The organism is Singulisphaera sp. GP187 (assembly GCF_900129635.1).
Taxonomy (GTDB): domain Bacteria; phylum Planctomycetota; class Planctomycetia; order Isosphaerales; family Isosphaeraceae; genus Singulisphaera.
The window spans coordinates 272,208-297,603 of record NZ_FSRB01000003.1 but is presented as its reverse complement, the minus strand read 5'-3'; the positions used below and the strand labels follow the sequence as shown (position 1 = coordinate 297,603).

General features: G+C 63.7%; 22 protein-coding genes. 8 read left to right on the top strand and 14 right to left on the bottom strand.

The features are described 5' to 3' along the window. Positions 1–103: 103 nt before the first annotated feature. A complete protein-coding gene (locus tag BUS42_RS37175; RefSeq protein ID WP_074316202.1) occupies positions 104–1,489 on the bottom strand; it encodes a 2OG-Fe(II) oxygenase family protein in 1,386 nt (461 codons plus the stop codon). Between the two features lie 337 nt (positions 1,490–1,826). Here BUS42_RS37175 and BUS42_RS43310 point away from each other — a divergent pair, with 337 nt between their 5' ends. The 3 genes from BUS42_RS43310 to BUS42_RS37160 are packed head-to-tail and all read left to right on the top strand — an operon-like array spanning position 1,827 to position 4,878. Continuing rightward, positions 1,827–2,549, top strand: a complete 723-nt coding sequence (locus BUS42_RS43310) for a DUF2334 domain-containing protein (RefSeq protein ID WP_074316200.1) — start codon at positions 1,827–1,829, stop codon at positions 2,547–2,549. Continuing rightward, the gene (locus BUS42_RS42305) at positions 2,546–3,217 is read left to right on the top strand and encodes a class I SAM-dependent methyltransferase (protein ID WP_074316198.1); all 672 of its coding nucleotides are present in this window, start codon (positions 2,546–2,548) and stop codon (positions 3,215–3,217) included. Before BUS42_RS43310 ends, BUS42_RS42305 begins: the two co-directional genes overlap by 4 nt. Next, the gene (locus BUS42_RS37160) at positions 3,214–4,878 is read left to right on the top strand and encodes a glycosyltransferase (protein ID WP_074316196.1); all 1,665 of its coding nucleotides are present in this window, start codon (positions 3,214–3,216) and stop codon (positions 4,876–4,878) included. The genes BUS42_RS42305 and BUS42_RS37160 overlap by 4 nt, the downstream gene beginning before the upstream one ends. A gap of 570 nt (positions 4,879–5,448) precedes the next feature. Here the strand turns inward: BUS42_RS37160 and lepB are convergent. Genes lepB through BUS42_RS37145 form a run of 3 tightly spaced genes read right to left on the bottom strand, consistent with a single transcriptional unit; the run spans position 5,449 to position 7,160 of the window. Then, positions 5,449–6,366: a signal peptidase I gene (gene lepB / locus BUS42_RS37155; RefSeq protein ID WP_074316194.1), complete on the bottom strand. Its 918-nt coding sequence runs from the start codon at positions 6,364–6,366 to the stop codon at positions 5,449–5,451. 24 nt (positions 6,367–6,390) lie between these two features. Further along, positions 6,391–6,621, bottom strand: a complete 231-nt coding sequence (locus tag BUS42_RS43305) for a hypothetical protein (protein WP_074316192.1) — start codon at positions 6,619–6,621, stop codon at positions 6,391–6,393. Next, the gene (locus tag BUS42_RS37145; protein ID WP_074316191.1) at positions 6,618–7,160 is read right to left on the bottom strand and encodes a sigma-70 family RNA polymerase sigma factor; all 543 of its coding nucleotides are present in this window, start codon (positions 7,158–7,160) and stop codon (positions 6,618–6,620) included. The genes BUS42_RS43305 and BUS42_RS37145 overlap by 4 nt, the downstream gene beginning before the upstream one ends. A gap of 598 nt (positions 7,161–7,758) precedes the next feature. Between BUS42_RS37145 and BUS42_RS37140 the strand changes: the two genes are divergently transcribed. The 4 genes from BUS42_RS37140 to BUS42_RS37120 all read left to right on the top strand — a co-directional run bounded on the left by BUS42_RS37140 (position 7,759) and on the right by BUS42_RS37120 (position 13,904). After that, positions 7,759–9,012, top strand: coding sequence for an IS630 family transposase (locus BUS42_RS37140; protein ID WP_074306086.1), 1,254 nt, complete (start codon positions 7,759–7,761; stop codon positions 9,010–9,012). A gap of 446 nt (positions 9,013–9,458) precedes the next feature. Beyond that, the gene (locus tag BUS42_RS37135; RefSeq protein WP_143206659.1) at positions 9,459–9,923 is read left to right on the top strand and encodes a hypothetical protein; all 465 of its coding nucleotides are present in this window, start codon (positions 9,459–9,461) and stop codon (positions 9,921–9,923) included. 2 nt (positions 9,924–9,925) lie between these two features. After that, positions 9,926–10,426, top strand: a complete 501-nt coding sequence (locus BUS42_RS44515) for a hypothetical protein (RefSeq protein WP_074316187.1) — start codon at positions 9,926–9,928, stop codon at positions 10,424–10,426. Between the two features lie 478 nt (positions 10,427–10,904). Beyond that, on the top strand, positions 10,905–13,904 hold the full coding sequence (locus tag BUS42_RS37120; RefSeq protein WP_074316183.1) for a sigma-70 family RNA polymerase sigma factor: 3,000 nt from the start codon (positions 10,905–10,907) through the stop codon (positions 13,902–13,904). A gap of 426 nt (positions 13,905–14,330) precedes the next feature. Here the strand turns inward: BUS42_RS37120 and BUS42_RS37110 are convergent, their stop codons facing one another. The 7 genes from BUS42_RS37110 to BUS42_RS37080 form a co-directional block, all read right to left on the bottom strand. Continuing rightward, on the bottom strand, positions 14,331–15,338 hold the full coding sequence (locus BUS42_RS37110; RefSeq protein WP_143206658.1) for a class I SAM-dependent methyltransferase: 1,008 nt from the start codon (positions 15,336–15,338) through the stop codon (positions 14,331–14,333). A 319-nt stretch (positions 15,339–15,657) separates the two neighbouring features. Further along, the gene (locus BUS42_RS37105) at positions 15,658–16,173 is read right to left on the bottom strand and encodes a hypothetical protein (RefSeq protein ID WP_074316176.1); all 516 of its coding nucleotides are present in this window, start codon (positions 16,171–16,173) and stop codon (positions 15,658–15,660) included. A 147-nt stretch (positions 16,174–16,320) separates the two neighbouring features. Next, positions 16,321–16,596 (bottom strand): hypothetical protein, encoded by a 276-nt coding sequence (locus tag BUS42_RS37100; protein ID WP_074316174.1) that lies wholly within the window; start codon positions 16,594–16,596, stop codon positions 16,321–16,323. A 27-nt stretch (positions 16,597–16,623) separates the two neighbouring features. Next, positions 16,624–17,886, bottom strand: a complete 1,263-nt coding sequence (locus BUS42_RS37095) for a dihydrolipoyl dehydrogenase family protein (protein WP_083671221.1) — start codon at positions 17,884–17,886, stop codon at positions 16,624–16,626. A 10-nt stretch (positions 17,887–17,896) separates the two neighbouring features. After that, positions 17,897–19,264, bottom strand: coding sequence for a transposase (locus BUS42_RS37090; protein ID WP_074304734.1), 1,368 nt, complete (start codon positions 19,262–19,264; stop codon positions 17,897–17,899). Between the two features lie 137 nt (positions 19,265–19,401). Further along, the gene (locus BUS42_RS37085; RefSeq protein ID WP_074316170.1) at positions 19,402–19,953 is read right to left on the bottom strand and encodes a cytochrome P460 family protein; all 552 of its coding nucleotides are present in this window, start codon (positions 19,951–19,953) and stop codon (positions 19,402–19,404) included. 158 nt (positions 19,954–20,111) lie between these two features. Then, positions 20,112–20,657 (bottom strand): carboxymuconolactone decarboxylase family protein, encoded by a 546-nt coding sequence (locus BUS42_RS37080; protein WP_074317500.1) that lies wholly within the window; start codon positions 20,655–20,657, stop codon positions 20,112–20,114. Between the two features lie 438 nt (positions 20,658–21,095). On the opposite strand from BUS42_RS37080, the gene BUS42_RS37075 reads away from it, so the two are divergent. Next, positions 21,096–22,847 (top strand): IS1634 family transposase, encoded by a 1,752-nt coding sequence (locus tag BUS42_RS37075; RefSeq protein ID WP_083670021.1) that lies wholly within the window; start codon positions 21,096–21,098, stop codon positions 22,845–22,847. A gap of 92 nt (positions 22,848–22,939) precedes the next feature. Here the strand turns inward: BUS42_RS37075 and BUS42_RS37070 are convergent, their stop codons facing one another. The 3 genes from BUS42_RS37070 to BUS42_RS37060 form a co-directional block, all read right to left on the bottom strand. Next, positions 22,940–23,575: a nitroreductase family protein gene (locus tag BUS42_RS37070; protein WP_074317498.1), complete on the bottom strand. Its 636-nt coding sequence runs from the start codon at positions 23,573–23,575 to the stop codon at positions 22,940–22,942. A gap of 211 nt (positions 23,576–23,786) precedes the next feature. After that, on the bottom strand, positions 23,787–24,704 hold the full coding sequence (locus BUS42_RS37065; RefSeq protein WP_074316169.1) for an NADP-dependent oxidoreductase: 918 nt from the start codon (positions 24,702–24,704) through the stop codon (positions 23,787–23,789). Positions 24,705–24,804: 100 nt separating this feature from the next. Continuing rightward, positions 24,805–25,248 (bottom strand): hypothetical protein, encoded by a 444-nt coding sequence (locus tag BUS42_RS37060; RefSeq protein WP_074316167.1) that lies wholly within the window; start codon positions 25,246–25,248, stop codon positions 24,805–24,807. Positions 25,249–25,396 lie beyond the last annotated feature (148 nt).

Here is a 25,396-nt window from a genome sequence, read left to right as displayed (position 1 = left end):
TCGTTATCGGTAGAATCCGACCATCCGAAAGCAGGTCGCGGAGCGTCCTTCGGTCCGATCGACCGCGGCGTGTCGGACCGAAGCATGCAACGGCGCTGATAAGTTACTCTGGTTTCGCGTTGTCTGTGCGGCTGGATCGCTTGCGTTTGAGAGTTGGACTTGTCGACGGTTTGGTCGCTGCGCGAAGGCCTTGGCCGAACTTCGGGATCTCGATGTGCAATGCCGCAAAGGTGTAGAGATCGACTTCGGAACTCTCATTTCCGAAGTATCCCCAGGGGCAATAATCGCAAGAGTGAAGGTGTGCTGCCGCCGGAAGTTCCGGATCGCGATCCTCTTTGAATTGCCACGTGGAGTTGTCCGACGATGGGGGAGGCTCCAGCCAAGTGACGCCAAAATCACCATCCTTTTCAGAACTTGCACGAATTGGCAAAGCGCTTTCAAGGTCGGACGAATCGACCTGCCAACCCAATCGCGAAGTTTCTTTGCTTGTTGGAAAGCGTTCGAGTTGCCAAGTCTCATCGGCACAATTTTCAAACATGTATGCGTTGAAGCTGATTTTCAATCCGGCCTGAAGAGACGTCGCCGCCACCAGATGATCGCGTCCTTTGAGCATGGTTGAAGATTGTCGGTCGATCGAAATCGGTTTGCTCTGGAACCGTGCGTCCTGGTGGTAGAGATGGCAACAGGGATAACCGAGAATTCCGCCATTTGGAAGGAAACGCTTGTCGGCCAGCAAGGCCTGCCAGGCTTCTTGGATTCGCGGTGCGACATCCTCGTCAACGACATCGCGCGCCGGTGCGCCGCTTGTGCCGTGCCGCAACAAGTAAGTTAATGTGACGCGCGCACCGCTCCAAATTCTTTTGATCTGATGATCCACGTCGCCGAAGAACGCCGCCCAATGAAGTTGATTCGCTGTCTCCTGTTTCTCGATGGCAGCTCCCCAATCGTACTTCTGCACGACTCCTCGGTGACTCAAAACCAATTCTCCGCTGCTGAACCGCGACGGCAAACACACAACCAGCGTTCCAAACATGTCGCTGCCACGCGGTGTGTCCTTGTGGGGCGCGAAGTGCCCGCCGGCGGTATAGATGTTTACAGTGTAGAGTTCCGCCGAGATGGGATTCGGGTCATGCGGAACGAGCGCTCGCTGAATCTTCTTCAAAATGCCGTCGGACGCGGGTTCGAAGCCCTCGATTGAGAATCCTCCACCTTCGGCTTTGAGTTGAAACGCGTCACGCACCCTCCGATCGTGGCGGGTCTTTTTGCCGTCGCCGAATGGCGCCGGCTTGCAGTGTTCGAGTAACGGTTTTAACTCATCCTTCTGCTCAAATCGATTTATTGCGAGTGTGACCTCAAACCGGGTCTGATCCGGGTAGACAAAAGTGACGGCGTTCTTCGGAACGAACGTTCCTTGGCATGAAAATGGAGCTGTCACTCCATGGATTGCCAGCCGCAAATTCTCCAATGTTGATTGAATTTTTCTACTCATGATCTTCAATCTTCCGGTTGAGGATCTCAAGAGTTTGGATCGAGAGTCTGAGACCGAGGATCGGTTTGTGACTCTCCTGTCGGATCAATGTCTTTCGGCCTGGGAAGCGGCCATTGTTATTCTATGCGCCTGCCATAACGGAGGTAAAGTTGACTGCCTGGGTGCGAAAACCAACCTTCAACGTGGCTTCGGTCGTCGCATGCCATTCAGGGTTCTTCCAACCGATCGCAAAGCGTGGGGTCGCGGCTTGAATCGGGATGGACCGGTCGTTATGCTTTGCGGTGCAAAGTGGCTGTGGGGGCCGTTCAGGGGACGCGAACCGAAAGGCTCAGGGGCGATGTCGGCACCGGTCGTGAGCGATATCGGTGGACGCTTCGCCGTGGTCGTCCACGACGTGGCGCCGGCCTTCTTGCCGCAACTCGCGAGGATCGCCGAGGCTCTCACGCCGCGGGTCGGGCGGGCGCTGGCGGGCGCGGTGGTGCCCTGCTGGCATGGGCGGCCGATCGAGGGGCCGGGGGGCGGCTTCGGACGGTTCGTGGCGGGGGCGTTCGGGGAGGTCTTGCAGCACGGATACACCCACTGGCAGGACCGGCCGGGCGTGCTCTCGCTGTTCACGGGTCGTTCGGACGAGCTGGTCGGGCTGCCTCGCGAGGAGGTCCGGCGCCGGCTCGGACTGGGCCGGGAGTTGTTGCGGCGGGCCCTGGGGGTCGCGCCCGCGGGATTTGTGCCTCCGGCCTGGCAGGTCGGGCGGGCGACGGCGGACGAGCTGGGGGAGTGCGGGTTCCGCTACCTTGCGACGTTCGGCGCGATCCGGGTGGCGAACGGCCCGACGATCCCGCTGGCGACCTGGTCGTGGGACTGGGGCGTCGTGGGGCCGCTCGCGCGGGTCGGGCAGTGGTTCGGCGACGTCTCTTGGCGGCTCCGGCCAGCGACCCTGCCCTGCGTCGTGGTGCATCCGGCCGACCTGGACCGGGGCGACCTGCCGCGCGTGCTGGAGGTGGTCGACCGGATGCTGGAACAAGGCCGGACGCCCGGCCTGCTCTCGGAGTTTCTCCCGTGATCGGGCCGCTGCGGGCGGCCTTCCACCACCGACTACGCCGGCGGGCCGGGCACCTGGCGGCGCGGATCGCCCCGCACCTGCCGACGGGGGCGACGGTGCTCGACATCGGCTCGGGGACCGGCCACAACGCGGAGGCCCTGAGGATCCGGGGGGCGCGCACGTGTGCGGAGGCGGACGTGGTGGATTTTCACGTCGTCGGGGGCGGGCCCGTCCTGTTCGACGGCACCCGGCTGCCGTTTGCCGATCGCGTCTTCGACGCGTGCCTGCTCGCCTTCGTGCTGAGCTATACCGACGACCCGGCGGCCCTGCTCCGCGAGGCAGGGCGGGTCGCCTCGCGTCGCGTCCTTGTCTTGCAGTCGAGCCCTCGGGGTCGGGCCGGGCGGATTGCGCTGCGGCTACGGGGCTGGATCCAGGGGCGGGTCGCATTCCGGCTCTGCGCGACCCTCCGCCTGATCCCGCCCTCGCCAACGCCGCTCCACCCACGGCGCCTGCTGTCGCGCGAGCGGGTCGGCGACCTTGCCGACGAGGCGGGGTTGAAGCTGGCGCGGGTTGTCCCCGAGCCCGGCTTGTTGGGCCTGGTCAGTCGCGACCTGTTCGTCCTGGAAGGCCCGCACCAGGGGCCCGGCCTCGCGGCCTCCCCACCGCCAACGGGGACGCAACGGCCATGAAGCGGCCCCCGCCTTTGATCTCGGTGGTTATCCCCGCAAGGAACGAGGCGGCGCTGATTGCTTCGACCGTGGGGTCGGTGCTGCGGGCACGCGACCGCTACCGCGAGGTGTGCTGCGACGGGGGGGCGGTCGAAGTCATCGTGGTCGACAACGCGAGCGACGACGGCACGGCCGACGTCCTGGTCCGGCATACCGCCGAGGGCGGCGTACTGGTGGCGACCTGCTCGCCTCGCGGCGCGGCCAGGGCGCGGAATCTCGGGGCGCGGCTGGCGAGCGGCCGAATGCTGGTCTTCCTCGACGCCGACACCAGGCTGCCTCCCGGGGCGCTCGTCCGGATCGCAGAGCTGGTCGACGAGCAAGGATACGAGGCGGGGATCACTCGCCTCGGAGCGCTGGACGGCGGCTGGCGGGTCCGATGCTGGTGGGCCTTCTGGAATGCCGTGCGGCGGCTCCCCCTGCCGCGGGCCAAGGCCATGCCGGCCTGTATGTTCTGCACCCGAGAGGCCTTCGATGAGTTCGGGCCGTTCGATGAGCGCGTCGCCATCGGCGAGGAGTGGCCGATCCTGGCCGGGCTCTACCGCACCCGGCCCCGCCGATTCGTCTACGATCAAGCCATCACGGCCCTCAGCTCGGGGCGTCGGATGGAGCTCCAGCACTTCGGATACACGCGGACCTTCGCCCGGTACGTCTGGGCGGTTCTGAGCTTCCGGGGCCGCCTGGATTATCCCGACCATATCCGGCACGCGCCGCGGGACTCGACCCCCCGGCGATTGAAGGAGGGAGCGCTCCCGACCGTGCCGAGGACGACCGCCGACGGCGAACGGTCCTGGCCGGGCTTCGGGCGGTGGCCGGCGTTGCTCGGACCCTGGCTGGGCAAGCTCCGGATGCATGCGATCGAGCCCCGCCAGGCTCCGGGCCGGCCACCGACGATCGCGAAGCGTCGACGTTGGTTCGGACCGCTGCTGATCGGGCCCGGCAACCTGTACTTGCGCCTGCAGGGGTCGGGAGTGCGGGTCCTGCCCGGGGCGGAGTGGCGGGCCAGGGAGCGTGCGTTGCATCGCGCGCTCCACGGGATCGAGCTGGAGACCGGCCCCCGGGGCTGGCTGATCCTTCCCCGGTGGCCGGGGGTGGTGCTCGCCGATCACGCGCGGAGCCGGCTCGACCCGGCGCCGGCCCGCTTACGGGGCCTGGACGCCGCAGGCCGGGCGTTGCGGGACCTGCATCGGGTCGAGATGCCGCGTGCCGACGGAGGGTGTGAACGCCTGAGCCACGGCGACGCGACGCTCCGCAACGTCCTGTTCGATCCCGGCACTGGCGAGGCTCGCTGGTTCGACTTCGACACGGCCCACGACCCGGGCCTTGCGCCGGCCTGGCGTCACGGCGACGACCTGCGGGCCCTGGTCTACTCGGCCGTCGAGTCGTTCGCCGATGTGCCCGTCGCGCTGCTGCTCCTCACCGTCCGGGACGCCTATGTCGACTCGGGCCCCTGGGAGCAGCTCCGCGACCGGCTGGCCCGGGGGGCACTGCACCGATCGCCTCTGCACTTCGCCCAGGCGTGTCCGCCCGATGGCCGGAGGCGCGAGCTGGAATCGCTCTTGCTACGAGGAGATTGGCCGAGCGGATCACTCATGGAAGATGCGGATGGTCGGTCGATCGGATAACAAGTCGTCGAATCTTGGCCCCATCAGATTTCCGTAGCCAATCCACGAAGGCCGGACGAAAGGACGCATCGACTCCGATATGTCCGTGACACCGCAGAGTTCGCAGCCCGGAAACACGAGATGGACCACGGCGGCATTCGCATGTCCAAGCATGAGCCGTCAGGTTGGAATGATGGATCGGTCGGGCTGCCGGGTATCCGTTGCCGTACGCCCTCGCAATCATCGCCGCAGTGTGTCTCCTCAACGTGGACGTCGAGTGCTTCGGTCTGATCGACCGAAGCGCGCAACAATCCGGTCGATCGGCTCTAAGAAGCTGGAAAAGGTTGCCCATGCTGCTATAGGCACCACGACTTGGCGGCCAGAAACCAAGGACTTCTGGCCGCGCGATTCCGGGTGGGAGGTCTTTTACAGGGAGGCCGTGCGACGGGCGCTCCTCGGCAAAATGGAGACTCTTGTCGCGGAATTCCCGAAGTCGGGCGAGGAATCAAGATCGAACAGCACTGAAACCACCATGCATGGCTCCGGAGATTCCGTTGAGGGGCTGGTGCATGATTGGAATCAGGTCAGTGCTTATTCGGTCAGGCCGCCGAACCGGGCCCACGTCGCGGCTGGCCAGTACCTGTGCTGCACGTCGCCGAGCACGTCGCCAAGGGCCACGAAGCCCATCGTGCGGCTGTCGCGAGATTTGTTCCGGTTGTCGCCCAGCACGAAACACATCCCGTCCGGCACCTTCGCCTTGGGGTAGTCCGGTAACGGCTTCGTGTCGGCGGCGAAGAGAATCCGATAGCGGCGGCCGGCGTTGATTTCCTCGAATAGTTCCCCCTTGACCTCTTGCGCCGCGGCCCCGAGGCTCGCCCGTGGCGCCGGCTCGCGCGGCAACTGCCGCCCATTGACGATCACCTCGTTGACCTTCACCTCGACGGTATCGCCGGGCAGCGCGATGACACGCTTGGCCCAGTTCAGCCCCGGCTCCGACGGCACGCGAAACACCACCTCGTCGCCGCGGCGCACGAATCGCCTCAGGTACGTCGTCTTGTTCACCAGAACCCGATCACCGGGGAGCAACGTCGGCACCTCGCTGGCCGTCGGAATCGCAAAGGCCTCGAAGACGCTGCTGCGGATGAAGTACAGCCCGCCGGCCGAGTACGTCAGTCCTACTAGGATGAACAGAGCGTAGACCAGCGGATGGTTGTAGTCCATTGAGTGGAAGAAATCACGGCCGCGGCGGGCAAGGCGGAAGGCGTCCACGACCGCAAAGACATAGACCCCCAGCACTGTCAGCAGCGCGAGGATCAGGCCGATCAGAACAATGGTCGCCGGTGGCAACAGGGCGGCCACCACGATCGCCGGCGCGAACAGCAGCGAGCCGAGGAACATTACCAGGCCGCGGACGATACGGCCGCAGTAAATCTGGCCGAGTCCGGTGGCGGCGAGCGATAGAATCACGGCGATCAGCGGACTGCGGGCGGGTGAGTTGGGGGTGCTCAAGAGAAACCCTCGTTATTACGGAGCTCACTGGACGAAAAAGACGGCAACAACCGCCGCCATGCGGCACAGGCAGGCGAGGCACGCCAGGACGCAGGCGGCGACGCGCACGGCGGGTGAGGACAGCAGTAGGACCAGGACGCCCTTCGAGGACGGCAGTGGTTCGCGGCGGATCGCGTCCATGACGCGGTCAGCGAAGTCAGCGGGCGCCTCGGCATCAGCCCGTTGCATCCACAGATTGTAAAGATCGTCGTTCATGAGTACGGCTCGGCGGCGTGGCGGAGGAGACAGCGAAGTTTCTCACGGGCCCTGGCGATTCGCGACTTCACGGTGCCCACGCTGACGCCCTCGATCCGACCGACCTCCTCGTAGGAAAGACCTTGCAACTGCGCGAGCACGAAGGCGGAACGCTGCTCGAACGGCAGGGCATCCAGGGCCGCGTCGAGCTGGCGGAATAGTTCCGCTTCCGAAGCCGCCCGCTCGGGCGACCGCAGATCGACGACGTCCAGCAGTTCGGCGCCCGCGACCGGCCGCCGGCGGGCGAGTTCGTTGCGGCAGCGGTTGCGGGCGATGGTGAACAGCCAGGTCGAGAACGCCGACCGCTTTGGGTCGAACGATGCCAGGCAGCGGAACGCGGCCAGGAACACCTCCTGGGCGACTCCCTCATGGTCGGTGTCGGGCGGCGTCAGGTTGCGGGCCAGTGTCAACAGCGGCCGCTGGTAGCGCTCCACGAGGCGGCGGAACGACTCGACGTCGTCCGCCAACACCCGCCGGATCGCATCGAGGTCATCGTTCATGGCGCCCTGCCTTGCCACACTGAATTCCCGCTGAGAGGTTATACAGCCAGACTCGGAAAAAGTTCCCCCGGCCTCGAGGCCCCGAAGCATCCACTGACGACTTAACCACACGGTCGTAGGAGGTTACGTTGCGCGCGTCGATCCGACACGTCCGTGCTATCCTGCAACTCACCACAGCCGGAATAGTCGCCAGTCTCGGTTCACCTCGTGACGAATTTCGCCAATGCCCCAAACGTCGTTGCCCGATTCATAGGTCTGGAACCGGAGAGTCGGAACGGGGATGCCCCGCTCGCCGAATGGGCCTCATGGCTGAGGGCCGAGGGATGTCGACCACGTTCAAGTCTGCGGCCGAAAGTTATGTCGATCCAAGCTCGTCAAGGAGTTGGCTTCGGCGTCTCGGGGCGGGATAATCGAGATGTCGTCAATAGGGTGGACCCGATGAGTGATCATGCCCTATATTACGATGGCGCATGGACTAAAGTTCACGGCGTGATCTAAAGCTAGACCGACTTTTCGTATTCGATAGCCCAAGGGGTTGACGAACACCCCAAAATTACCTGGATGGACTAACTTACCAGCCACCAGGAGTTCACACGTCATGCCGGGCCAGGCGGCCAAGATCACCATTACCGAGTGCCAGCAGGAAATCCTTCGGACTTTGTCCCGTGCCACCACGGCACCCTCGCGACTCCGGCAACGCGCCTCGATCATCCTGATGGGCTTCGACGGCCTTCGCAATCAAGAGATCGCCGAGGCGGTCGGTCTGGTCCACCGCCAGGTCGGACGCTGGCGACGACGCTGGGCCAACGCTTGGGAGAAACTGATCAACATCGAATGCTGCGAGACTCGCGCCAAACTGCGCCATGCGATTGAAGCCGTCCTCACCGACGAACCACGCCCCGGCGCCCCCAGCAAGTTCACCCCAGAGCAGGTCACCCAGATCTTGGCGATCGCTTGTGAGCCGCCTGAGAAGTCGGGCCGACCGATCACCCACTGGACCGCTCGGGAACTGGCCGATGAGGTCGTCAAACGCGGCATTGTGGTATCGATCTCATCGTCCCAGGTGAGCCGTTACCTGGATGAGGCCGCCTTGCAGCCCCACAAGAGCCGGTATTGGCTCAACACCACGGAGAAGGATCCTCAACGTTTTGAGGAGCAAGTCAAGACGGTCTGTGACACGTACCTCATGGCGTCGGAGCGGGAGCGGAACGATGCGACCCACACCGTTTGCATTGATGAGATGACCGGTCTCCAGGCGCTGGAGCGGATCGCTCCCACCAAGGGGATGATCGCAGAGAAGTGCGAACGGATCGAGTTTGAGTATATCCGACACGGGACGTTATGCCTGATCGGCAACTTCGAAGTAACGACCGGAAAGATGCTCACTCAAACGATTGGCCCGACGCGAACCGAGGCGGACTTCGTCCGTCACATCGAGCAGACGTTGACTCTGGACCCGGAGGGATCGTGGGTATTTATAGCGGACAACTTGAACATTCATTGCACGGAAAGCCTGGTGAATCAGATTGCCGTGGCGTGTGAAATCCCCCTGGAATTGGGCAAAAAAGGTAAACGTGGGGTGCTGAAGTCGGTGGCGAGCCGGCAAGCGTTCTTGTCGGACACAAGTCATCGGATTCGATTTGTATATCTTCCGAAGCACAGCTCGTGGCTGAACCAGATCGAGGTGATCTTCGGAGTGATCATGCGAAAGGTGATTCGTCGCGGTTCGTTCACGTCGGTGAATGATCTGCAATCAAAGCTGTTGAACTTCCTTACCTATTTCAACAAGGTATTCGCGAAGCCGTTTCGCTGGACCTACACGGGTCGTCCGCTGATGAAGTCAGCGGCGTAAAAACAGAGAAGATGGGAGGCCCCGGGATGTTGGCCTCTTCATTAGCCTTCAAAAACGAAAAGTCGGTCTAGTGCCATTCGTGTGTCGGACCGAAGCAGACAGGACTGCTTGATTCGGTTGTGATCGGGTGAGAAAATAGAGCAGACGAAGGGGGCAAGTTGGCATGGTGATGACTTGCTCACAAGTATTGAACCAAGGGATTTGTCAGTACGGCGGATGCACTGCCGAATCGACTCGTTCGGCGTGAGTATGGAGGACGTCCAGGACATGCCGCAAACCGAGCCCCTTGCGCCACCCGACAAGCGCCGTGAGAAGTCTTCGCCCTTGCCGCGGGATCCCCTGCGTTTGCCGCAGAAGCCGCCTAAGCCGCGGCGAGAATTGGACCCTTTTAACCCGGATTGGCCCGACACCCGGCCGACGCCGGAGCCCAAAGCGCGGGGCCGAATGTGAATGATGTTGAGCTACGTGACGAGGTCAACAAACGCTTTACATTGAACTGGCTGATCCAGGGTGCCGCACAACACGCGGGCATGACGTTCCATCACCTGGTACGGGACGAGCTCGATGCACTCGACTCGGATCTGGTTCGCTTGTACGACCAAAATGCATTGATCAACCTCCTCCAATACTGGAGTTTCGACGCCGCCCTGCTCTTCGGCTGGCCGCCGCGGTTCTGGAGGCGGTCAACGACGGACCCGTTGCACCCGTTCTTCGGCCACCCCGTGCTGTCCCACCATGGGGGTCGGCTTGCGTCGGCGGCCCGGCGACGTGGCCTGGAACGCTGCAATGAAAAGGGGTTTTGGCCCCTCCGATACTTCTTCCCCTTCCAGACCCTCAATGTGATTGGCCGCCTGCGCAGCAAGGAGGCAGGCCATGACCGGGCGTTGTTCAACTGGCCAAGAAAGCCGTGACGATGGTTTGGGGGATTTCACCCGACCGGCTCGAATCGAAGTTGACGACCAATGTCGCCTTCGGCAATCTGAGCACCCCCCGGACGATTGGCGGCCAGGTCTTCCGTGCCTGCGCCGTGGGGTATGGCGGTGTCCAGCGGCGTGGCGAGACTCTGATGGTCGTCGGCCGAGGCACGAACTGGCAACTCATGGCCAAGGAACTCGTTAAGGGGACCGCCGAGTTGATCTGCCTTCACGGCCTGAACCGCCTGACGGACGACGCCTATCAGCAGGTCATCACGGCCGCCGACGGCGTCGATTTCGAGCCCTGGATGCTGCAAACCGGGGGTGAGCTCTGGCGGCTATTCCTGGCCGTTTTGCCCAGCGGCCGACCCGTGGCGGAGATGCTCATGCACATGGCACGCATGCCGGCACGGTCACTGGAAACACTCATGCTGGCGATCATCGAGCAGCCGCCACGGGCGAGGGAAATCTTGGCCGGACTGGGCGAGTCAGAGGTCTAACTGCGAAACCTTTGGGTCTGGCATGCATCATGCGGTGCTCTCGAAACCGCGTCGCGGCGGCGGTGGACATCACCTGAAGCGACTGCCACTGCGATTGAAGACGATGGTGCTGTGGCTCCTCGATGTGGCTGTTGATATGTATTTTTGTTTGTTTATGTTAATGAGTGAAAGTGTGATCTTGGGTGCCGTCGCGTCGTAGGTCCCCAAGGGACATCAATCCGAACGACTGACGTTCCGTGTTGACCGAGGCACGGACCGATACGAGCGAGGGGCACGACCTCGGCGGCGACTCCGCCGGATTCGTCGAGCTGACCGTTCGGTTCAGCCACTGGCGTTTCGGAACCTCCGTCAAGATCGCATCGACGCCGGATCGCAAGAGGCACCAAATGCCTATTTTCGACCAAGATTGTCGTATTCGTCCGACCTGGCACATGCACTAAATGGTAGTGGTTCCCGCCGTCTCAGGAGACATGATCACATGGATGAGAAATCGACCGAGGGTCTCGTTCACGACCTGGGTACGCTGTTCCGGTTCGGGTCCGCCGTTGGCCTGACGGACCGGCAACTGCTCGATCGATTCGTGGAGGGAGGCAACGCCGCCGAGGCTGCGTTCGAGGGGATCGTGCGGAGGCATGGGCCGATGGTCCTGGGGGTTTGCCGTCGCGCTCTGGGCGATGTTCACACCGCTGAGGATGTCTTCCAGGCGACGTTCCTGGTCCTTGCGTTCCGGGCCCGCGCGATCACGCGCCGGGATTCCGTGGCCCCTTGGCTCCATGGCGTCGCATCTCGCCTGGCGCGAAGGACGCGAGTCTTGGCCCGAAGACGACCCGAGCTGTCATGCGCCCTGCCCGAGGTAATCTCCCCCGAGGCGGATGGGGACATGGCCGACCTCCGGCCGGTGTTCGACGAGGAGTTGGGTCGACTCCCGGAGAAATACCACCGCCCCTTGGTCCTCTGCTATCTGGAGGGCCTGACTCAGGAGGAGGCGGCCCAGGTGTTGGGGTGGACCAAGGGGACCGTTTCGGGCCGGCTGGCTCGGGCCAAGGTTCTCCTGCGGGCGCGACTCACACGCCGCGGACTGGCACCGGCGGTCGGATTGTTGGCTTCGGGGACCGCTGTGGGGGGTGAGGCCGCCGCGTTGGCCGTACCTCCCTCACTGGTCGGAGCAACGACCCGGGCGGCGGTCTCGGTCACGCTCGGATTGGCGGAGACCGGGGCCGTCTCGGGGTCGGTCATCGCGCTGGCGCGGGGGGGACTTCGTTCGATGATCGTCGGCCGGCTCAAGGCGGCGGCGATCCTGCTCTTGCTCGGTGCCCTGGGGAGTGCTGTGGCGATCGGTTACGCCGGTACGGAGGATCCGCCGGCAGCCCGAGGGGCCGCGTTGGCGGTGGCGGTCGCGGCCGCGCGATCGATCGATCGTCCCCTGCCCGAAGGCGCGAGGGTGCGAATGGGGACCACGCGCCTCCGACACGAGGGGAATGTTGTCCGGGCCCTCTTCTCCCCCGATGGCCGCACCCTGGCCACGGCCGGTTGGGACAAGGCGGTCCGCTTTTGGGACTTCAAGACAGGCGAAACGATCCCCGGACTGGACCTGCTCAAGGAGTCATCATCGCCCCTGGCTGTGGACTATTCACCCGACGGTCACTTCCTGGCGGTGGGCCGCGAGGATGGCACGGTCCAGCTCTGGGACGCTACGGCAAAACGGGAACGCTTCCGCTCCAAGTTGCCCGGTGGGCGGGTGCGAGGAATTGCCTTTGCGCCCGACGGGACAACGTTCGCTTCGTCGAGCAGTGATGACAAGTGCGTTCGGCTCTGGGACGTCGCCACCGGTCGTGAGCTACAGTCGCTTGAGTTCCGCGACGAGCAGGACGACCACTGCGGCCCGGTCGCCTTCTCCCCCGACGGCCACCGCCTGGCGCTCGGGATGGAGCCGAAAACCGGGGAACGGGTCATGCTCCGCATCTGGGACCTTCGCGACCGAGGTAAGCCGGTTGTCTTTCGTGCAGCCCATGATTTTCTCCTCGCCGGTATCGCGTTCACCAAGGACAGCAAGGAATTGATCTCCGGAGGGCTCGTGGACCGACATGTCCAGGAGGACGCGATTCGCAAAAAGTGGGGTCGAGTCATCCCCGTGGCTAAGCTCACCCGTTGGGATGTACGCAACGGCCAGAAACTCGGCGAGATGGATTCGGGCGAGATCCTCGGCCTCGGCGGCTTCGCGCTCGTGCTGGACGGGTCGACCCTGGTCTCGGCCCATCACGATCGGCTTCTGGTCTGGGACATCGCCTCGAGCCGCGTCACGAGGACGATCCTGTTCCCTCCAGACGACTTGGACTCGGGTGGGGGGGCCTCCGGGATTGCCATCGCGCCCGACGATCGAACGATCGCACTCCTCCGCAACGACCATCGGATTCGCGTGCTCGACTTCGCCTCGGGAAAGTCACTGCCCGCCCCGACCAAGTCCCACTCAGACTCCGTGCTCGCCGTCACGTTCACGCCCGAGGGCCGCACCCTGGCCTCCGCGAGCGCCGATGGCACGATCCGCATCTGGGACACGGCCAATGGCGAACCACGCCGCCAGTTCGACTTGACCGAGCGAGGCTGGGCCCGGGCGGTCTGCGTGTCTCCGGACGGACGGCTCATGGCCGCAGTCGGCGAGGATCCCAACTCCGACACCCCCTACTTCGGCGGCATCGCCCGGCTCTGGGACCTCTCCGACGGCCGGCTCTTACGCGAGTTGAGGTTCGATCACCGCGCTACCCTCGTGAGCTTCTCGGCGGACAGCCGGCGAGTGGCGGTCGCGACTTGGAACGCGGAGGCCACGCTCGGGATGGGGGGCAAGAATGATGGGCCGCCGGACGATACGGTCCGCGTCTTCGACGCCGATACGGGGCAGCGATTGGCGGAGCTGCGCGGTCACGACTCGAGGATCGTCGCGTTCGCGTTCGCTCCCGACGGCCGGTCGTTCGTCACCGCGAGCCAGGACACGTCGTTCCGCTTCTGGGAGTCGGACTCGGGCCAGCCGATCCGGCAATTCGACCTCACGAGCCACTTTGGCAAGGGCAAACCTTACCGTATTGCCAACGCCGCGATTGCGCCCGACTTGACGTGGGCTCTGACCAGTGGTGAGCGGGATCACCGGCTCATCGTCTGGGACTTGAAGTCCGGCAAGGCCTTGCGAACGATCGAGGACGAACCGAACGTGGGCACACGCGTCGCGATCTCGCCGGATGGACGGCGGTTCTGCTCTGTGACAACCCTCCGCAACAGCCTGCCCGCTGGTTCGGATCGGATTCGGCTCTGGGACATGGCCAGCGGTCGCGAGTTACTGAGCCTGGCCACCCAGGGCAAGCCGATCTCATCGCTCGCCTTCGCGCCCGACGGCAAGTCAATGGCCACCGGGATGGCGGACACGACGGCGATCATCTGGGACCTGGGCACGGACATTCGCGGCGGCGTGGATCGTGGGAAGCCATAAATACTGATTTTTAAATGTAGAATCGTCGAATCGTGTTTCCGCCCAGAAGCGTTCCGGGCCGGCAGCCGGACTTGCTGTCCCGGAACGATCCACGCTCTCATCGACCGTGTGGCCCCGTCGGCCTGGACCCGAGGTTACCCGGGTCTACAAGCTCCGCATCGACACCACCGCGATCCCGATCGACACCGACATTGTTGTCTCCCCGCCAACGGCCTGCTTGGCGACGGCAGCCGGATCGTGGTCATTGATCTTCGCTCGCCTTCCAATGGCGAGCGGGGAGCTGATCGCTCCCTGTCTTCCGACGGATGAAGCGCCACCGTAACGTGGCGAAAGACGCGTTGATATTTGAATTTGAACAATGAGGCAGTTAATCGTGGGCGGTCGGGCGCCGCGACCGAGATCCGGCGCCGCGATCCCTCATTCTGTTCAATCCTTATACGACACCACCGCCTGTTGCGTGGTTGGCGCGAGTGCGTGGAATTCGCTACGCACGAACCCGGCCTGAGCGAACATGTCTTGGAATTCCGTAAACGTGTAGGCGTCGCCGCGGGCCGTCGTGGCGAGCATCACCAGCGCGAAGCCGGCCGTTGCCGGCGGCGTGACGCGATCGGGTTCGGGGATGAAATCAAGCGTCAGGGTCCGGCCACCCGGGGCGAGGGCCACGTACGCGTTGGCCGCCAACTGTTCGCAGGTCGATCGATCGAAGTGGTGCAGGAAGTTCGTCAGGAGGACGAGGTCGTAAGGGCCGCCCCAGGCCACGTCGAAGGCACTGCCCGGCCGCAAGGTGTATCGCTCGGTAACTCCGGCCCGATGCGCATTCTCTTCCGCAACCGCCAGCACGTTCGGCCAGTCCAGCGCCGTGATCTGAGCCTTGGGATAGCGTTCGGCGATCGTGATGCCGAACAAACCGTGTCCCGCGGCGACGTCGAGCACGCGCAGTGGCCGCCCGGCGTCCCCGCCGACCAAGCCTGCGAGCAACTGGGCAGGCAACTGCATGAGCGGGGCCATCGCGCGGGCGAATTCCACCCAGATCGGATTGTCGTGGGAGACTGTCCCCTCCTCGGAGGCCGCCGTACCGCCCCGCCGCACGGCCGCCGTCAGTTGTTGAAAGCTCTCTCTCATCTCGGGCGCGAGCATGAATCGCGCTGCGCCTCCCACATAGGCCGGCGACCCGCCATCCAGGAACACCCGCGTGTCGTCAGTGAGCTCGTAGTGGTCGCCTTCCTTGTTGAGGAAGCCGAGGATGGTGAGATAGTCCGCCAGGATGCGGATGCCCCGAGGAGCGGCCTGGGATGCCTCGGCCAACTCGGCCGCCGTCCGTCGCCCCGCCGCCACCAGCGAGAACAAGTCCAGCTCGATGGCCGCTTGGAGCGCCTCTGTACGCTGATAGGCAGTGATCGTATCGAAGAACAATGCGGGGGACGGTGGTCTCATCGTCATTGCGTATCCCTGCTCGAGTGATCCTGAATCAAAACCCACGGCCACGGATCGATATTACGTCACGGGAGCGGCCGTGAAAACCATGGATTGCTGCTGGGTTGTCCGTCTTCACACGGCGGTAAAACCGCGATCTGGATGGCGACTGATTGTGATAGCGTGTCTTGATATCAATGCATCTAGTAAGTCAGTCATTTCGGGTCAGAAAATCCAAACCTGCCGTGCACTCGACCAGAGCCTTTGCCGATTGCTGAGAGTGGGACGCGGACAAAATGGTTTAGGCAGAAGCATGTGACTAAACGTAGTTGGTAAGCGTTCACGCCTCTACCAGGCGGAAAGAGTCAAGGAATGACTCGAGCCCCTTGTGGGTTTCCTGACCGTTTGGTGTCGTCACGAAGACCCTCAACACTCGAGGATTGGACAAGTAAAGCCGTGCTTTGACACGCCCGACCCCGGGGCCGGGCGGATGACGTCTCGACTCGTGCTCTTTATTCGCGGCCCCAGTGAACCTCGCCTCGAACTCGCGACCAACCAACGCCCCGAGCAGGATCGGGCGCTCTCCGAGCAACTCAGCGTGGAAATCGCAAAGGAACCGATCGCGAACGCTATCCAGCGACTCGCCCGCCTCGATGCGGAGGACATCGGGGGCCAATATGGTGGGCGGATCATGCCGGATGACAGTGACCGCGAAGCTCATCGATCTCTGGAAGACAAAGTAGGTGGAATACGAGGCCAGCCTCGTCGGTGTCGTCACGAAACGGATCAACACATCGTCGAAACGCTCGGGCCAGAGGACGGTGAACCCTTCTTCCTTGACTTGTGCCGCTTCCAAGCCGGGGTCAGCCCACGCCGGTCCACGGCGATCGGGACCACTTCAAGTGATCCGAGGAACCCGGCGACTTCAGCGGATGCGGCAGGCGTGTCCGGCATGACCACGATCGCCTGGTAGATGAACCAAAAGGAGTTGCCAGGCCGGCGCTCATGCCCTGGCGAGCCCGTGCGATCGAGCCTGGAGGGTGGCCGTGGGGCGGGCCGCACTTCTTCCTTCGATCTCTCTGGCGAACAACGAGGGCGCGGGATGGCCGAGCGATCGGGCCTCATGACAGGCGATAAGATATTCTAACACGCCGCGCCCTTGCTGCCGGTACGTCGCTACCGCCGAAAGCATCCGTTCCACGAAGCGGCTCTCCGTTTCGCTGTCGGTCCCGCCGAGCTCGGCGCGGCTCTCGCTGGTTTGGCACCGCCTGGCCGGCATAGGGCCCGGTCCGGCTCAGCCGGCGGATCAGGATCGGTCGGGCACCGCGTGGAACAACGCGGCGAGGCCTTTCGACATCGTCGGGTGGGTCAGGGTCGCGTCGCGGAGGGCCGTGTAGGGGAGACCCGCCGAGATCGCGACCTGGACGGTCGTCATGACGGCGTCGGCCTCGGGGGCGAACGCGGTGAAGCCGAGGATGCGATCGCTGTCGGCGGCGACCAGCGTCTTGTAGAAGCCGCGCGGCTCGGAGAGGGTCCTGGAGCGGAGAATGGCGGTCACCGGGATCTTCGCGAGACGGTAGGCGATCCCGCGACGCTCCGCCTCCGACTCGCTCAGGCCGACGCGGGCCAATTCGGGGTCGGTGAACAGGCAGAAGGGTACCAGACGTCCGGTCGTCGTCCGGTCGATGCCGGCGAGATTGTCGCGGACCACGCGGACGTCGTCGTCGGCCATGTGGGTGAACTGGGGGCCACCCGCGCAATCGCCCACCGCCCATACCCCGGGGGCCGTCGTCCGGCACCGCTCGTCGACCTTGACGAAGCCACGGCCGTCACGCTCGACACCGGCCGCCTCCAGGTCGATGCCGTCGGTGTTCGGGGTCCGTCCGCTCGCGACCAGGAGGTCCGTGCCCTCGATCGGGTCCTCCGCCCCGTCGCGCGCCACGTGCAGTTTCACGGACTCGCCGGACCGCCCCTCCACACGCTCGACGCGGATGCCGGTGCGGACCTCGATCCCCTCGTCCTTGAAGAGCTCGCGCAGGGCCTCCGAGACGTCGCGGTCCTCGCGATGGGCCAGGGCGTCGTTCCGCTCGATGACCGTCACGCGGCTGCCGAAGCGGCGAAAGGCCTGGGCCAGCTCGAGCCCGACGTAGCCGCCCCCCAGGACGACGAGGTGACCCGGGACGCGGTCCAGGTCGAGGGCCTCAACGTGCGTCATCGGCCGCGCCTCGGCGAGGCCCGAGATCGGGTCGATCCGGGCCCTGGAGCCGGTGCTGATCACGACCACCTCGCCGCGGAGGGTCCGCGTCCCGCCGTCGGCAGCCACGACCTCGATCGTCCTCGGCCCGACGAAGCGGCCCTGTCCCATGACCAGCTCCGCGCCGCTCTCCCGATAAAGGTCTTGATTCCGGACGACCATCGTGTCGACCATCTTCCTCTTACCGTCGTGGACGGCGGACATCTCGACCTTCCAATCGCCCGGGACGATCCCGAACTCGGCACCCCTGCGGAAATAGCTGGCGACTTTTGCGCCGTGGATCAGGTACTTGCTGGGGAGGCACGCAACGTCGATTACTGATGCCTCATCCTACTGCACTCATGTGCTTGTTTAGCAAGGCTTTCTGTTCCTGAGTCAGGGTGTGGAGCACAGGCGGTTTCGGCGGCTTATGCGGTTTGCGACGAGGCCACTTGCGTGTGGCTTTCGGGCTCTTCTGCTTCCGGCACCCGGCGCGGCAGCCCGCGAGTCGCTTGTGGTAACACTTGGCCTTGGGTTTCACGGCCGCGTCGATCTCCTTGCGGATCTCGATCAGAACTTTGCGGGGGCTGATCACTGGGCCATCGGTCGCCGACGCCGACGCCGGCCGAAGCGCCAGGTCGGCATGCGCCAGGAGGATCTGCGTGGCCAGCAGTGACAACTCGGCCTCGCGATGCACCAAGGCCACCGTGCGGCTAGCGAGTTTCAATTTATTGATTATACGCTTGTATGTGCGAAATAGTCCTTCATTACGCCATCTCCAGCGGTAGAATTTGGCGGCCGTCGCCGCCGACATCCGGGCTGGGTCGAGGACGTCGGTCAGGAGCCAGACGTCGCGTTTGACCGACCCCTTACCCTTGCCCTTGGCCGGGATCCGGATCAAGCGGCATTGGATCGGCGCTTCCCCTTTCTTCTGGACATAGTTCGGCCAGTACAAGACAGGGCCTTCGGTCCAATCCTCCAGGTTCGCCACTTCGAGGGTGTAGAGGTCGACCCGCGACGACATCCGGAACAGGAACGATCGCTTGACACCGAGGATCGCCCGGACCAGATCGAAGCCCATATAAGCGGCGTCGCAGACGATCAGGGCCTCGGGCGAGAGGGTGGCGAGCAAGTGCCTCAAATGCTCTTGCTCGGCCGCGGTGCCCGGGCCGAGTCGCCACGACCAAAGCAGTCCCGTGGGCAAGTGGACGAACGCCGTCAGCCAGACGTTGGGGGCCGCGTCGTTCTTGCCGGCCTGCCCGAGTCCCCGTTCCAACTCGGGGGTGCGGGGGCACTCGATCCGCGAGCCGTCGCAGCCCATCGGCTCGAAGCCGTCGACAATCCGCCGCGACCCCAGTCGGGCGTGGATCTGTTGCCGAACCCCCGCGGCCAACGCCCTGAGTTGTCGCATGGGGACGCGTCGCATCGCTTTCTGGAAGCCGACGAGGGTCTTTCCCGGGCGTCTTCGCGACTCATGGCAGGCGACGTAGTATCCCCGGGCCTTCTCAAACCTCTCGGACTCGGAGTCGCCGGTGGCCCAGGTCATGGCGAGCATGACCACGACCAGTGGCTGGAGATCCCACCGCGGCGCCGACCGCCTTTGAGGAACAACCCCTCGGGCTTGCTTCCAGACCGTCGGGGTGAGAAACTGTCGGACATAGCCGATCAACGACTGCGGTTGCTGCAAGCCTTGCAGCGTCCGAGCTGCCTTCATCGCCGTTCTTCCTCAATCCAGGTGAGTGCCGGTTGCTAGCCGCACCCATCATGACGAAGAACGGCGATTTTTTGCCCCCCCTTCTCTCGAACGAACCGCAGCCACGGAGCGGCAGTAATTCTCTGGTCCGGTGAGAGTTACATCCGTTGTTGACGACGCCGAGTTACTGACGTTGGGTGGCACGCGTTGCACGAGGCCGCGGCCTGCTTCGTCGCCTCCGCCTTGAGCGGATACTTGTGGCCGAAGCTGAAGTAGGCCCATGAGCCGGGCTCGTCCTTGAAACGCTTCGAGTCCTTGATCGAAGCCTCCAAGCCGCGGAAGTCGCCCATGAAGTAGCCCTTGCCGCTGGTCGCCTCCTTGGCGCCGACGCCGATGAGTTCCTTGATCATCACGGTGCCGTCGCGGAACTCGCCGGTCTTCTCGTAGTGGGCGAAGCTCTCCGGGTCCATGTAGACAGAGTGGAACTCGGGGAACGCGGCCTCGCCGTCGTTGAGGTCGTTGGGGGTCACCACCGCGCCGACGGACACCCAGTTGCGGTAGCCGTCGGGCTTCTTGAGCTTGCCGTCGGGGGTAAACTCGACCGCCGCCGTCGTACCAACGGGCGGCGCGGCCAACGCGAAGGTCAGGCCGGCGGCCCCGGCCAGGCAGGCGACGCCCGCGATGACGCCATACTGAATCCATCGAATCATGATTTTGTCTCGTCGTTTCTGGGAAAGGTGATGTCGTGTCGTCGTCCGATGGCGACGGGTCGCCATCCCGAAATTACAGCACGATTTCCTGCCGGAAATCGCAAGAGGCATGAAACCTCCAAGGACGCCCGGAGATGGTCGATGCGACCGGATAGAGTTCAGATCGAGCCAGCCGGTGGAACGGCGGGAAAGTCCTTCTCGGGATCGAACACGTTATTGAAAAAGTTCGTCAGGGAGTACATGGCCACCAGCGCGACGATCTCCATGACGTTCGCATCCGTGTAGCCAGCATCGCGGACCGCTTTCAGATCGGTGTCACTGACCTTGCCGCGGGTCTCGATGACTTTGCGAGCAAACTGGACGGCGGCGTCCCGCTTCGGGTCGCTGGCATGACCCTTCCGAGCGAGAATGATTTCATCGGCCGGCAGCTTGGCCATATGCTCGGCCGTAAAGCTGTGAACCGTCAGGCAGTAGTTGCAGCCATTCACTTCGGAGACAGCGAGGCCGATGCTGTCACGCGTCTTCACGTCGAGCGCCTTGCTCAAGGAGCCGAGCAGGGCGGCCCATGAGTTGAACGCAATCGGGCTCAGCGCGAAGGTCGCCATCATATTTGGGGTGAAACCGATGTTATTGGTGAACAGATCGATAGTCGGTTTCGATTCGGCCGGCACCTGTTCCGGCTTAAGAGCTGCAGTTCTTGGCATCATACATACGTTCCGCACATCTCGCCTGCAATTTCTCGGAATTTTCACCTCCTGCTATTTCTGGCATACGCTGATGTATTGGCTCCCGCGACCCGCTCCTTCCATGATCTCCGCCACTGACTTGCTCACATCACGCCTCCTCGTCCCGCCAACCCATCGTGATCGTTCCCCATCGATTCTTCGCTTGTTTCCCATGCAAGGCAATGTCCCAACCGTTCCCTGCCTCCTTTCGGAGTCAAACTTGAGGATTCGCTTTTGACGTAAGTCTTGCGGGCCTAGACTTACGTCAAGGCGTAATTATTTCTGCAAGTCAACAAAATTTTCCACCTTGACCCGCTCGACTCTCGGACAATCATGCCGACGGGAATCACAACCCGACGCCTGTCGCCAATCGCGGGCATGTCGAGGACGATTTGATCCCTCTCGAGGCCATGGTCCATGCCAGAACAAAAACGACCGCGCCAGTCGAATCCCGCTCCCGATCTCAGTCCCGGCGAGGCGGCCCACACCGGCGGTCAGTCCCTCAAGTCCTTCCGGCTCGGCGCCCTTCCCATCCTCGATCGGATCATCCGCCGACTTCGACTGGATGACTTCCTCCGCCAATACCTTCCCCCCGAGGATGCCCGCCAAAAGATCGCCACCTCCACCGGCCTCCTTCTCTTGCTCAAGAACCTTCTCGTCTCCCGTGAACCCATGTATGGCGTCGGCCAATGGGCGAGTCGCCACCCCGCCGAGTGGTTCGCTCTGACCCCGGCCCAACTGCCCCACTGGAACGACGACCGCGTCGGACGTTGTCTCGACCGACTCTTCGACGCCAATGTCCCCTCGTTCACCCTGGCCGTCGCCACCCATGCCGTGGCGGAGTTCAACGTCGCATTGGACGAACTCCATAACGACTCGACCACAATCACCTTCCACGGCGACTATCGCGAGGCGGCCCAAGAGGACCTGATGCGGGGCCAGAAGACCCAGGCCATTACCTGGGGGCACAACAAGGATCATCGCCCTGACCTCAAACAACTGCTCTACGTCCTGACCGTCACTCGCGATGGCGGCGTACCGGTTCACTTCCGCGTCGAAAGCGGGAATACCACCGACGACCGCACTCATCGTGCCACCTGGGACCTGCTGTGCCAGTTGACCGGGCGACGGGACTTTCTCTATGTGGCCGACTGCAAGCTCGCCACCGCCGAGAACATGGCTTACCTGCACCAGCACGGCGGCCGATTCCTGAGCATCCTGCCTCGTACCCGCTCCGAAGATGGCGAATTCCGCGCGTTGTTGTACCAGGACCAGGTGACCTGGAAGCCGATCCATGAGAAGCGGGATGAGAAGGGAGTTCTCCTGGAACGCTACAGCGTGGCCGACCAGGCGACCCTCAGTGCCGAGGGCTACCGTCTGATCTGGTGTCACAGCACACGGAAAGCGGAAGTCGACGCATCATCACGTCATCAGCAAGTGGAGCGTGCGTTGCTGGCGTTGTCGGAACTGCGGTTAAAACTCAGCTCGCCGCGTAGCCGCTATCGCCAACTCGGAAAGGTCAAGGAGGCGGTCGCGGCCATCCTGGAGCCGCGGGACTTGGCCCGGTGGATCACAGTCGAAGTCGTGGAAAAACGGGAGGAAACTTACCGTCAGGAGGGGCGTGGCCGTCCCAACGACAAGACGCGCTACGTGAAAGAGGAGACCGTTCGCATCGCATTGACTTACCGCATCGACCATGTTGCTCTCGCGGCGGAAATGTGCGTCGACGGTGTCTTTCCCCTAATCACCAACGAGTTATTGCTTACTGAGGAAGAATTGCTATTAGCATACAAGCGTCAGCCGGTAATCGAGAAGCGGTTTTCGCAACTCAAGACAGACTTCGAAGTGGCTCCCGTGTACCTGCAGAACGTGGGGCGGATCCAGTCGCTGCTTTGCGTCTATTTCTTGGCCCTGTTGACCGAGGCGCTGCTGGAGCGGGAACTGCGTGCGGCGATGAAACGCGATGGTGTGAAGAGTGTGCCTCTGTACCCGGAAGGTCGAGCGTGCCATCGCCCGACGGCACGTCGGGTGATTGATTTGTTCGAGGAGGTGCAGCGTCATCAGCTGATCGTGGAGGGGCAAGCGCCAGTGGAATTCACGACCGAGCTCTCCAAGTTGCAACGCCAGATTCTGAACCTGCTTGGCATGGCGACGGCCTACGATCGCTGAAATTGCAGGCCGCCGGAAATTCGGAGATAATGAACCAGAGATGTGCGGAACGTAGGATCATATTCTCCGTAAGTTCCTGATTTCACTAATAATTAAACGAGATCTAACACATCGGCCACCGGACGGCGCGGCTTCTGCGGCCAGTTTCCCGGACGCTCCGCGCCTACGGACAACAGCATGACCGGCACTTCGTCCTCGGCCAGTCCGAACTCGCGGGCCACCGCTTCGGCATCGAAACCGATCATCGGCGTCGAACCCAGGGCCAGCGAGCGGGCCGCATAGATCATCGCCGTTGCGGCGATGGCGCCGGAGCGTACTGCCTCGTCGCGCTGGCGCTGCGGGTACTCCATATACAGACCGCGTGCGGGGATTTCCCAATCCGGAACCATCGCCGCCGGCATGACGCCCGCTTCCACCAGCGGTGCCAGGCGCTCTGGTATTACGCTGGAATCGGCCAACTGGCCGCAGACGATGAAGGTAACGGCTGCATCGGTGATCGGGGGCTGATTCCAAGCGATCGGACTCAGCCGAGCCTTGGCTTCAGGCGTGCGTACGGCGATGAAGCGCCAGTTCTGCATGTGGAAGGATGTCGGCGCGGTGGTGCCGATTCGCACCAGCTCGCGGATTTGGTCATCGCTCAAGGTGACGGCAGGGTCGTACTTCTTGGTGGTGCTGCGGCTCAGGATACATTCGATGACGGCGTTGGTCATGGTGATTCCGTTGGTCATGGTGATTCCCATGGGTGAAGGGATAGGTTGAAGTACAAGAGTGTTTTCGCTCTCTTTGCTGGAAATGCTGCGGGGATGGAGCCCGTTCGACATCTCATGCCAGGGGCCATGGGGCGTTTCCCAGGTTGTCCCGGCGGGTCTGATAGGACGGAGCCGGCCGATCCGGACAGCGCCGGCCGGCCGGCCGCGTGCATCGATTGGCGCGTGTCGCTCACGGACGAACGCGGATGATCGTCTTCCCCGCGCGTCGCTCGGTCGAGTTGAAGGTGGCGACGGCATCGTCGAGGGTCGAGACGTTACCGATGTTCGTCCGCAGTCGTCCGTCCCGCACCCGCCGGACGATCTCACGCAGTTGGGCGCGGTCGGACTCGACAACGAAGTCGATCGCCAGTCCGTCGCCGGGCCGCGCCTCGGGCGGCCCGGCGATCGACACCAGCGTTCCTCCGGCGCGAATCAGGCGTGCGGACCGCTTCCCGATGTCTCCGCCGAGGACATCGAAAACCAGATCGACCCCGCCGACGTCTTCCAGGGCGTCGTTCTCGAGGTCGACGAACTCCTTCGCGCCGAAGTCGAGCGCCGTCTGACGGCCGGCAGCGCGTCCGGTGCCGATGACGTAGGCGCCGGCCTCACGTGCGAGCTGGGTTGCCATCGAACCGACTACGCCGGCCGCACCGTGCACCAGGACGCTCTGCCCCGCTTGCAGGCGGCCGTGCTCGAACAGTCCCTGCCACGCGGTCAGGCCCGGCATCACGAGGCTCGCGCCTACCGTGAAGTCGACGTCGCCCGGCAGCGGCGCGAGGTTGCGTGCCTCGACGACTACATACTCCGCCAGCGTGCCGTCGCGATACCAGTCGACAAGGCCGAACACCCGCTGTCCCACCGACAGCCCGGTCGTTCCATAGCCGAGGGCGCTGACCACTCCGGCCAGCTCGTGGCCGGGGATCGACGGCGTTCGGTCACGGCCGAGGCGATCGGTCCAGGTCGTGGGCCACGCCAGCTCATCCCAGGTGAATCCCGACGCATGAACCTGAACGACGACGTCGTTGATCGCGGCCTGCGGCTCGGGCCGCTCCACCAGCTTCATCCCAGCCGTTCCCGCAGCCTGATCCGTCACAACGATTGCCTTCATCGTCCGCCTCCCTGTCCTGTCTCTTTGTTGTAGATCTTCATCTTCCAAATTCCTTTGTAGTGGAGTTGGGGCCCGGTCTGGTCTGGCTGCGTAGTCTGGTTCACGCTGCAACCGGCGGCTCCTGGCACGAGGCCGGCCGGTCCTGGGCCAGCAAGAAGGCGCCGGCCGCCGCCGTCCAGACTGAGTACGACAGCGGCGCCTCGGGGCCGAGCGCGGTCGTCATGGCGATGGCGAAGGTGAGAAGCAGGACTCCGCTGGCGAGCGCGGCCAGGCGAACGCCCACGCCGGCAAGGAGTGCAACGCCTAGCACGATCTCGGCCACGGTCGCCGCCCAGCCTGCAACCGCCACGAGCGTGGTCGGCAGGTACGGGAGAAGCGTTGCGGTATATTGCAGGAACTTGGCGAACCCGCCCCACGCCACCCCCGGCGTGCCGCTCGGCCCCCAGAGGCCGAAACGGTCGGCCACCGCCGATAAGAATCCCGCGCCCAGCGCTGCACGCATGGCGACGAGGGCTGCGTTCGAGAGTCTCGTCTTCGATAGCATGATTCAACCTCCATTCGCCGCGGCGAGGGGCCCCTGAGTCCCCCCTGCCGGGGGCCTGGTCCACGAGCCCGACAAGGCCCGGTCGACCCGAAAATCAGACGGAATCATCCGGCGCGAGGATGAGGACCCGGCCGCCACTCGCGTCCCG

What these genes read in the sequence shown, in the direction of transcription:
- BUS42_RS37060 (WP_074316167.1), bottom strand. Translation starts at nt 25,248, where the DNA reads ATGCTATCGAAGACGAGACTCTCGAACGCAGCCCTCGTCGCCATGCGT.
- BUS42_RS37120 (WP_074316183.1), top strand. Translation starts at nt 10,905, where the DNA reads ATGGATGAGAAATCGACCGAGGGTCTCGTTCACGACCTGGGTACGCTG.
- BUS42_RS37070 (WP_074317498.1), bottom strand. Translation starts at nt 23,575, where the DNA reads ATGACCAACGGAATCACCATGACCAACGCCGTCATCGAATGTATCCTG.
- BUS42_RS43305 (WP_074316192.1), bottom strand. Translation starts at nt 6,621, where the DNA reads ATGAACGACGATCTTTACAATCTGTGGATGCAACGGGCTGATGCCGAG.
- BUS42_RS37160 (WP_074316196.1), top strand. Translation starts at nt 3,214, where the DNA reads ATGAAGCGGCCCCCGCCTTTGATCTCGGTGGTTATCCCCGCAAGGAAC.
- BUS42_RS37140 (WP_074306086.1), top strand. Translation starts at nt 7,759, where the DNA reads ATGCCGGGCCAGGCGGCCAAGATCACCATTACCGAGTGCCAGCAGGAA.
- BUS42_RS37065 (WP_074316169.1), bottom strand. Translation starts at nt 24,704, where the DNA reads ATGAAGGCAATCGTTGTGACGGATCAGGCTGCGGGAACGGCTGGGATG.
- BUS42_RS37080 (WP_074317500.1), bottom strand. Translation starts at nt 20,657, where the DNA reads ATGCCAAGAACTGCAGCTCTTAAGCCGGAACAGGTGCCGGCCGAATCG.
- BUS42_RS43310 (WP_074316200.1), top strand. Translation starts at nt 1,827, where the DNA reads ATGTCGGCACCGGTCGTGAGCGATATCGGTGGACGCTTCGCCGTGGTC.
- BUS42_RS37075 (WP_083670021.1), top strand. Translation starts at nt 21,096, where the DNA reads ATGCCAGAACAAAAACGACCGCGCCAGTCGAATCCCGCTCCCGATCTC.
- BUS42_RS37090 (WP_074304734.1), bottom strand. Translation starts at nt 19,264, where the DNA reads ATGAAGGCAGCTCGGACGCTGCAAGGCTTGCAGCAACCGCAGTCGTTG.
- BUS42_RS37100 (WP_074316174.1), bottom strand. Translation starts at nt 16,596, where the DNA reads ATGCCGGCCAGGCGGTGCCAAACCAGCGAGAGCCGCGCCGAGCTCGGC.
- BUS42_RS37175 (WP_074316202.1), bottom strand. Translation starts at nt 1,489, where the DNA reads ATGAGTAGAAAAATTCAATCAACATTGGAGAATTTGCGGCTGGCAATC.
- BUS42_RS37110 (WP_143206658.1), bottom strand. Translation starts at nt 15,338, where the DNA reads ATGAGACCACCGTCCCCCGCATTGTTCTTCGATACGATCACTGCCTAT.
- BUS42_RS44515 (WP_074316187.1), top strand. Translation starts at nt 9,926, where the DNA reads ATGGTTTGGGGGATTTCACCCGACCGGCTCGAATCGAAGTTGACGACC.
- BUS42_RS37145 (WP_074316191.1), bottom strand. Translation starts at nt 7,160, where the DNA reads ATGAACGATGACCTCGATGCGATCCGGCGGGTGTTGGCGGACGACGTC.
- BUS42_RS37085 (WP_074316170.1), bottom strand. Translation starts at nt 19,953, where the DNA reads ATGATTCGATGGATTCAGTATGGCGTCATCGCGGGCGTCGCCTGCCTG.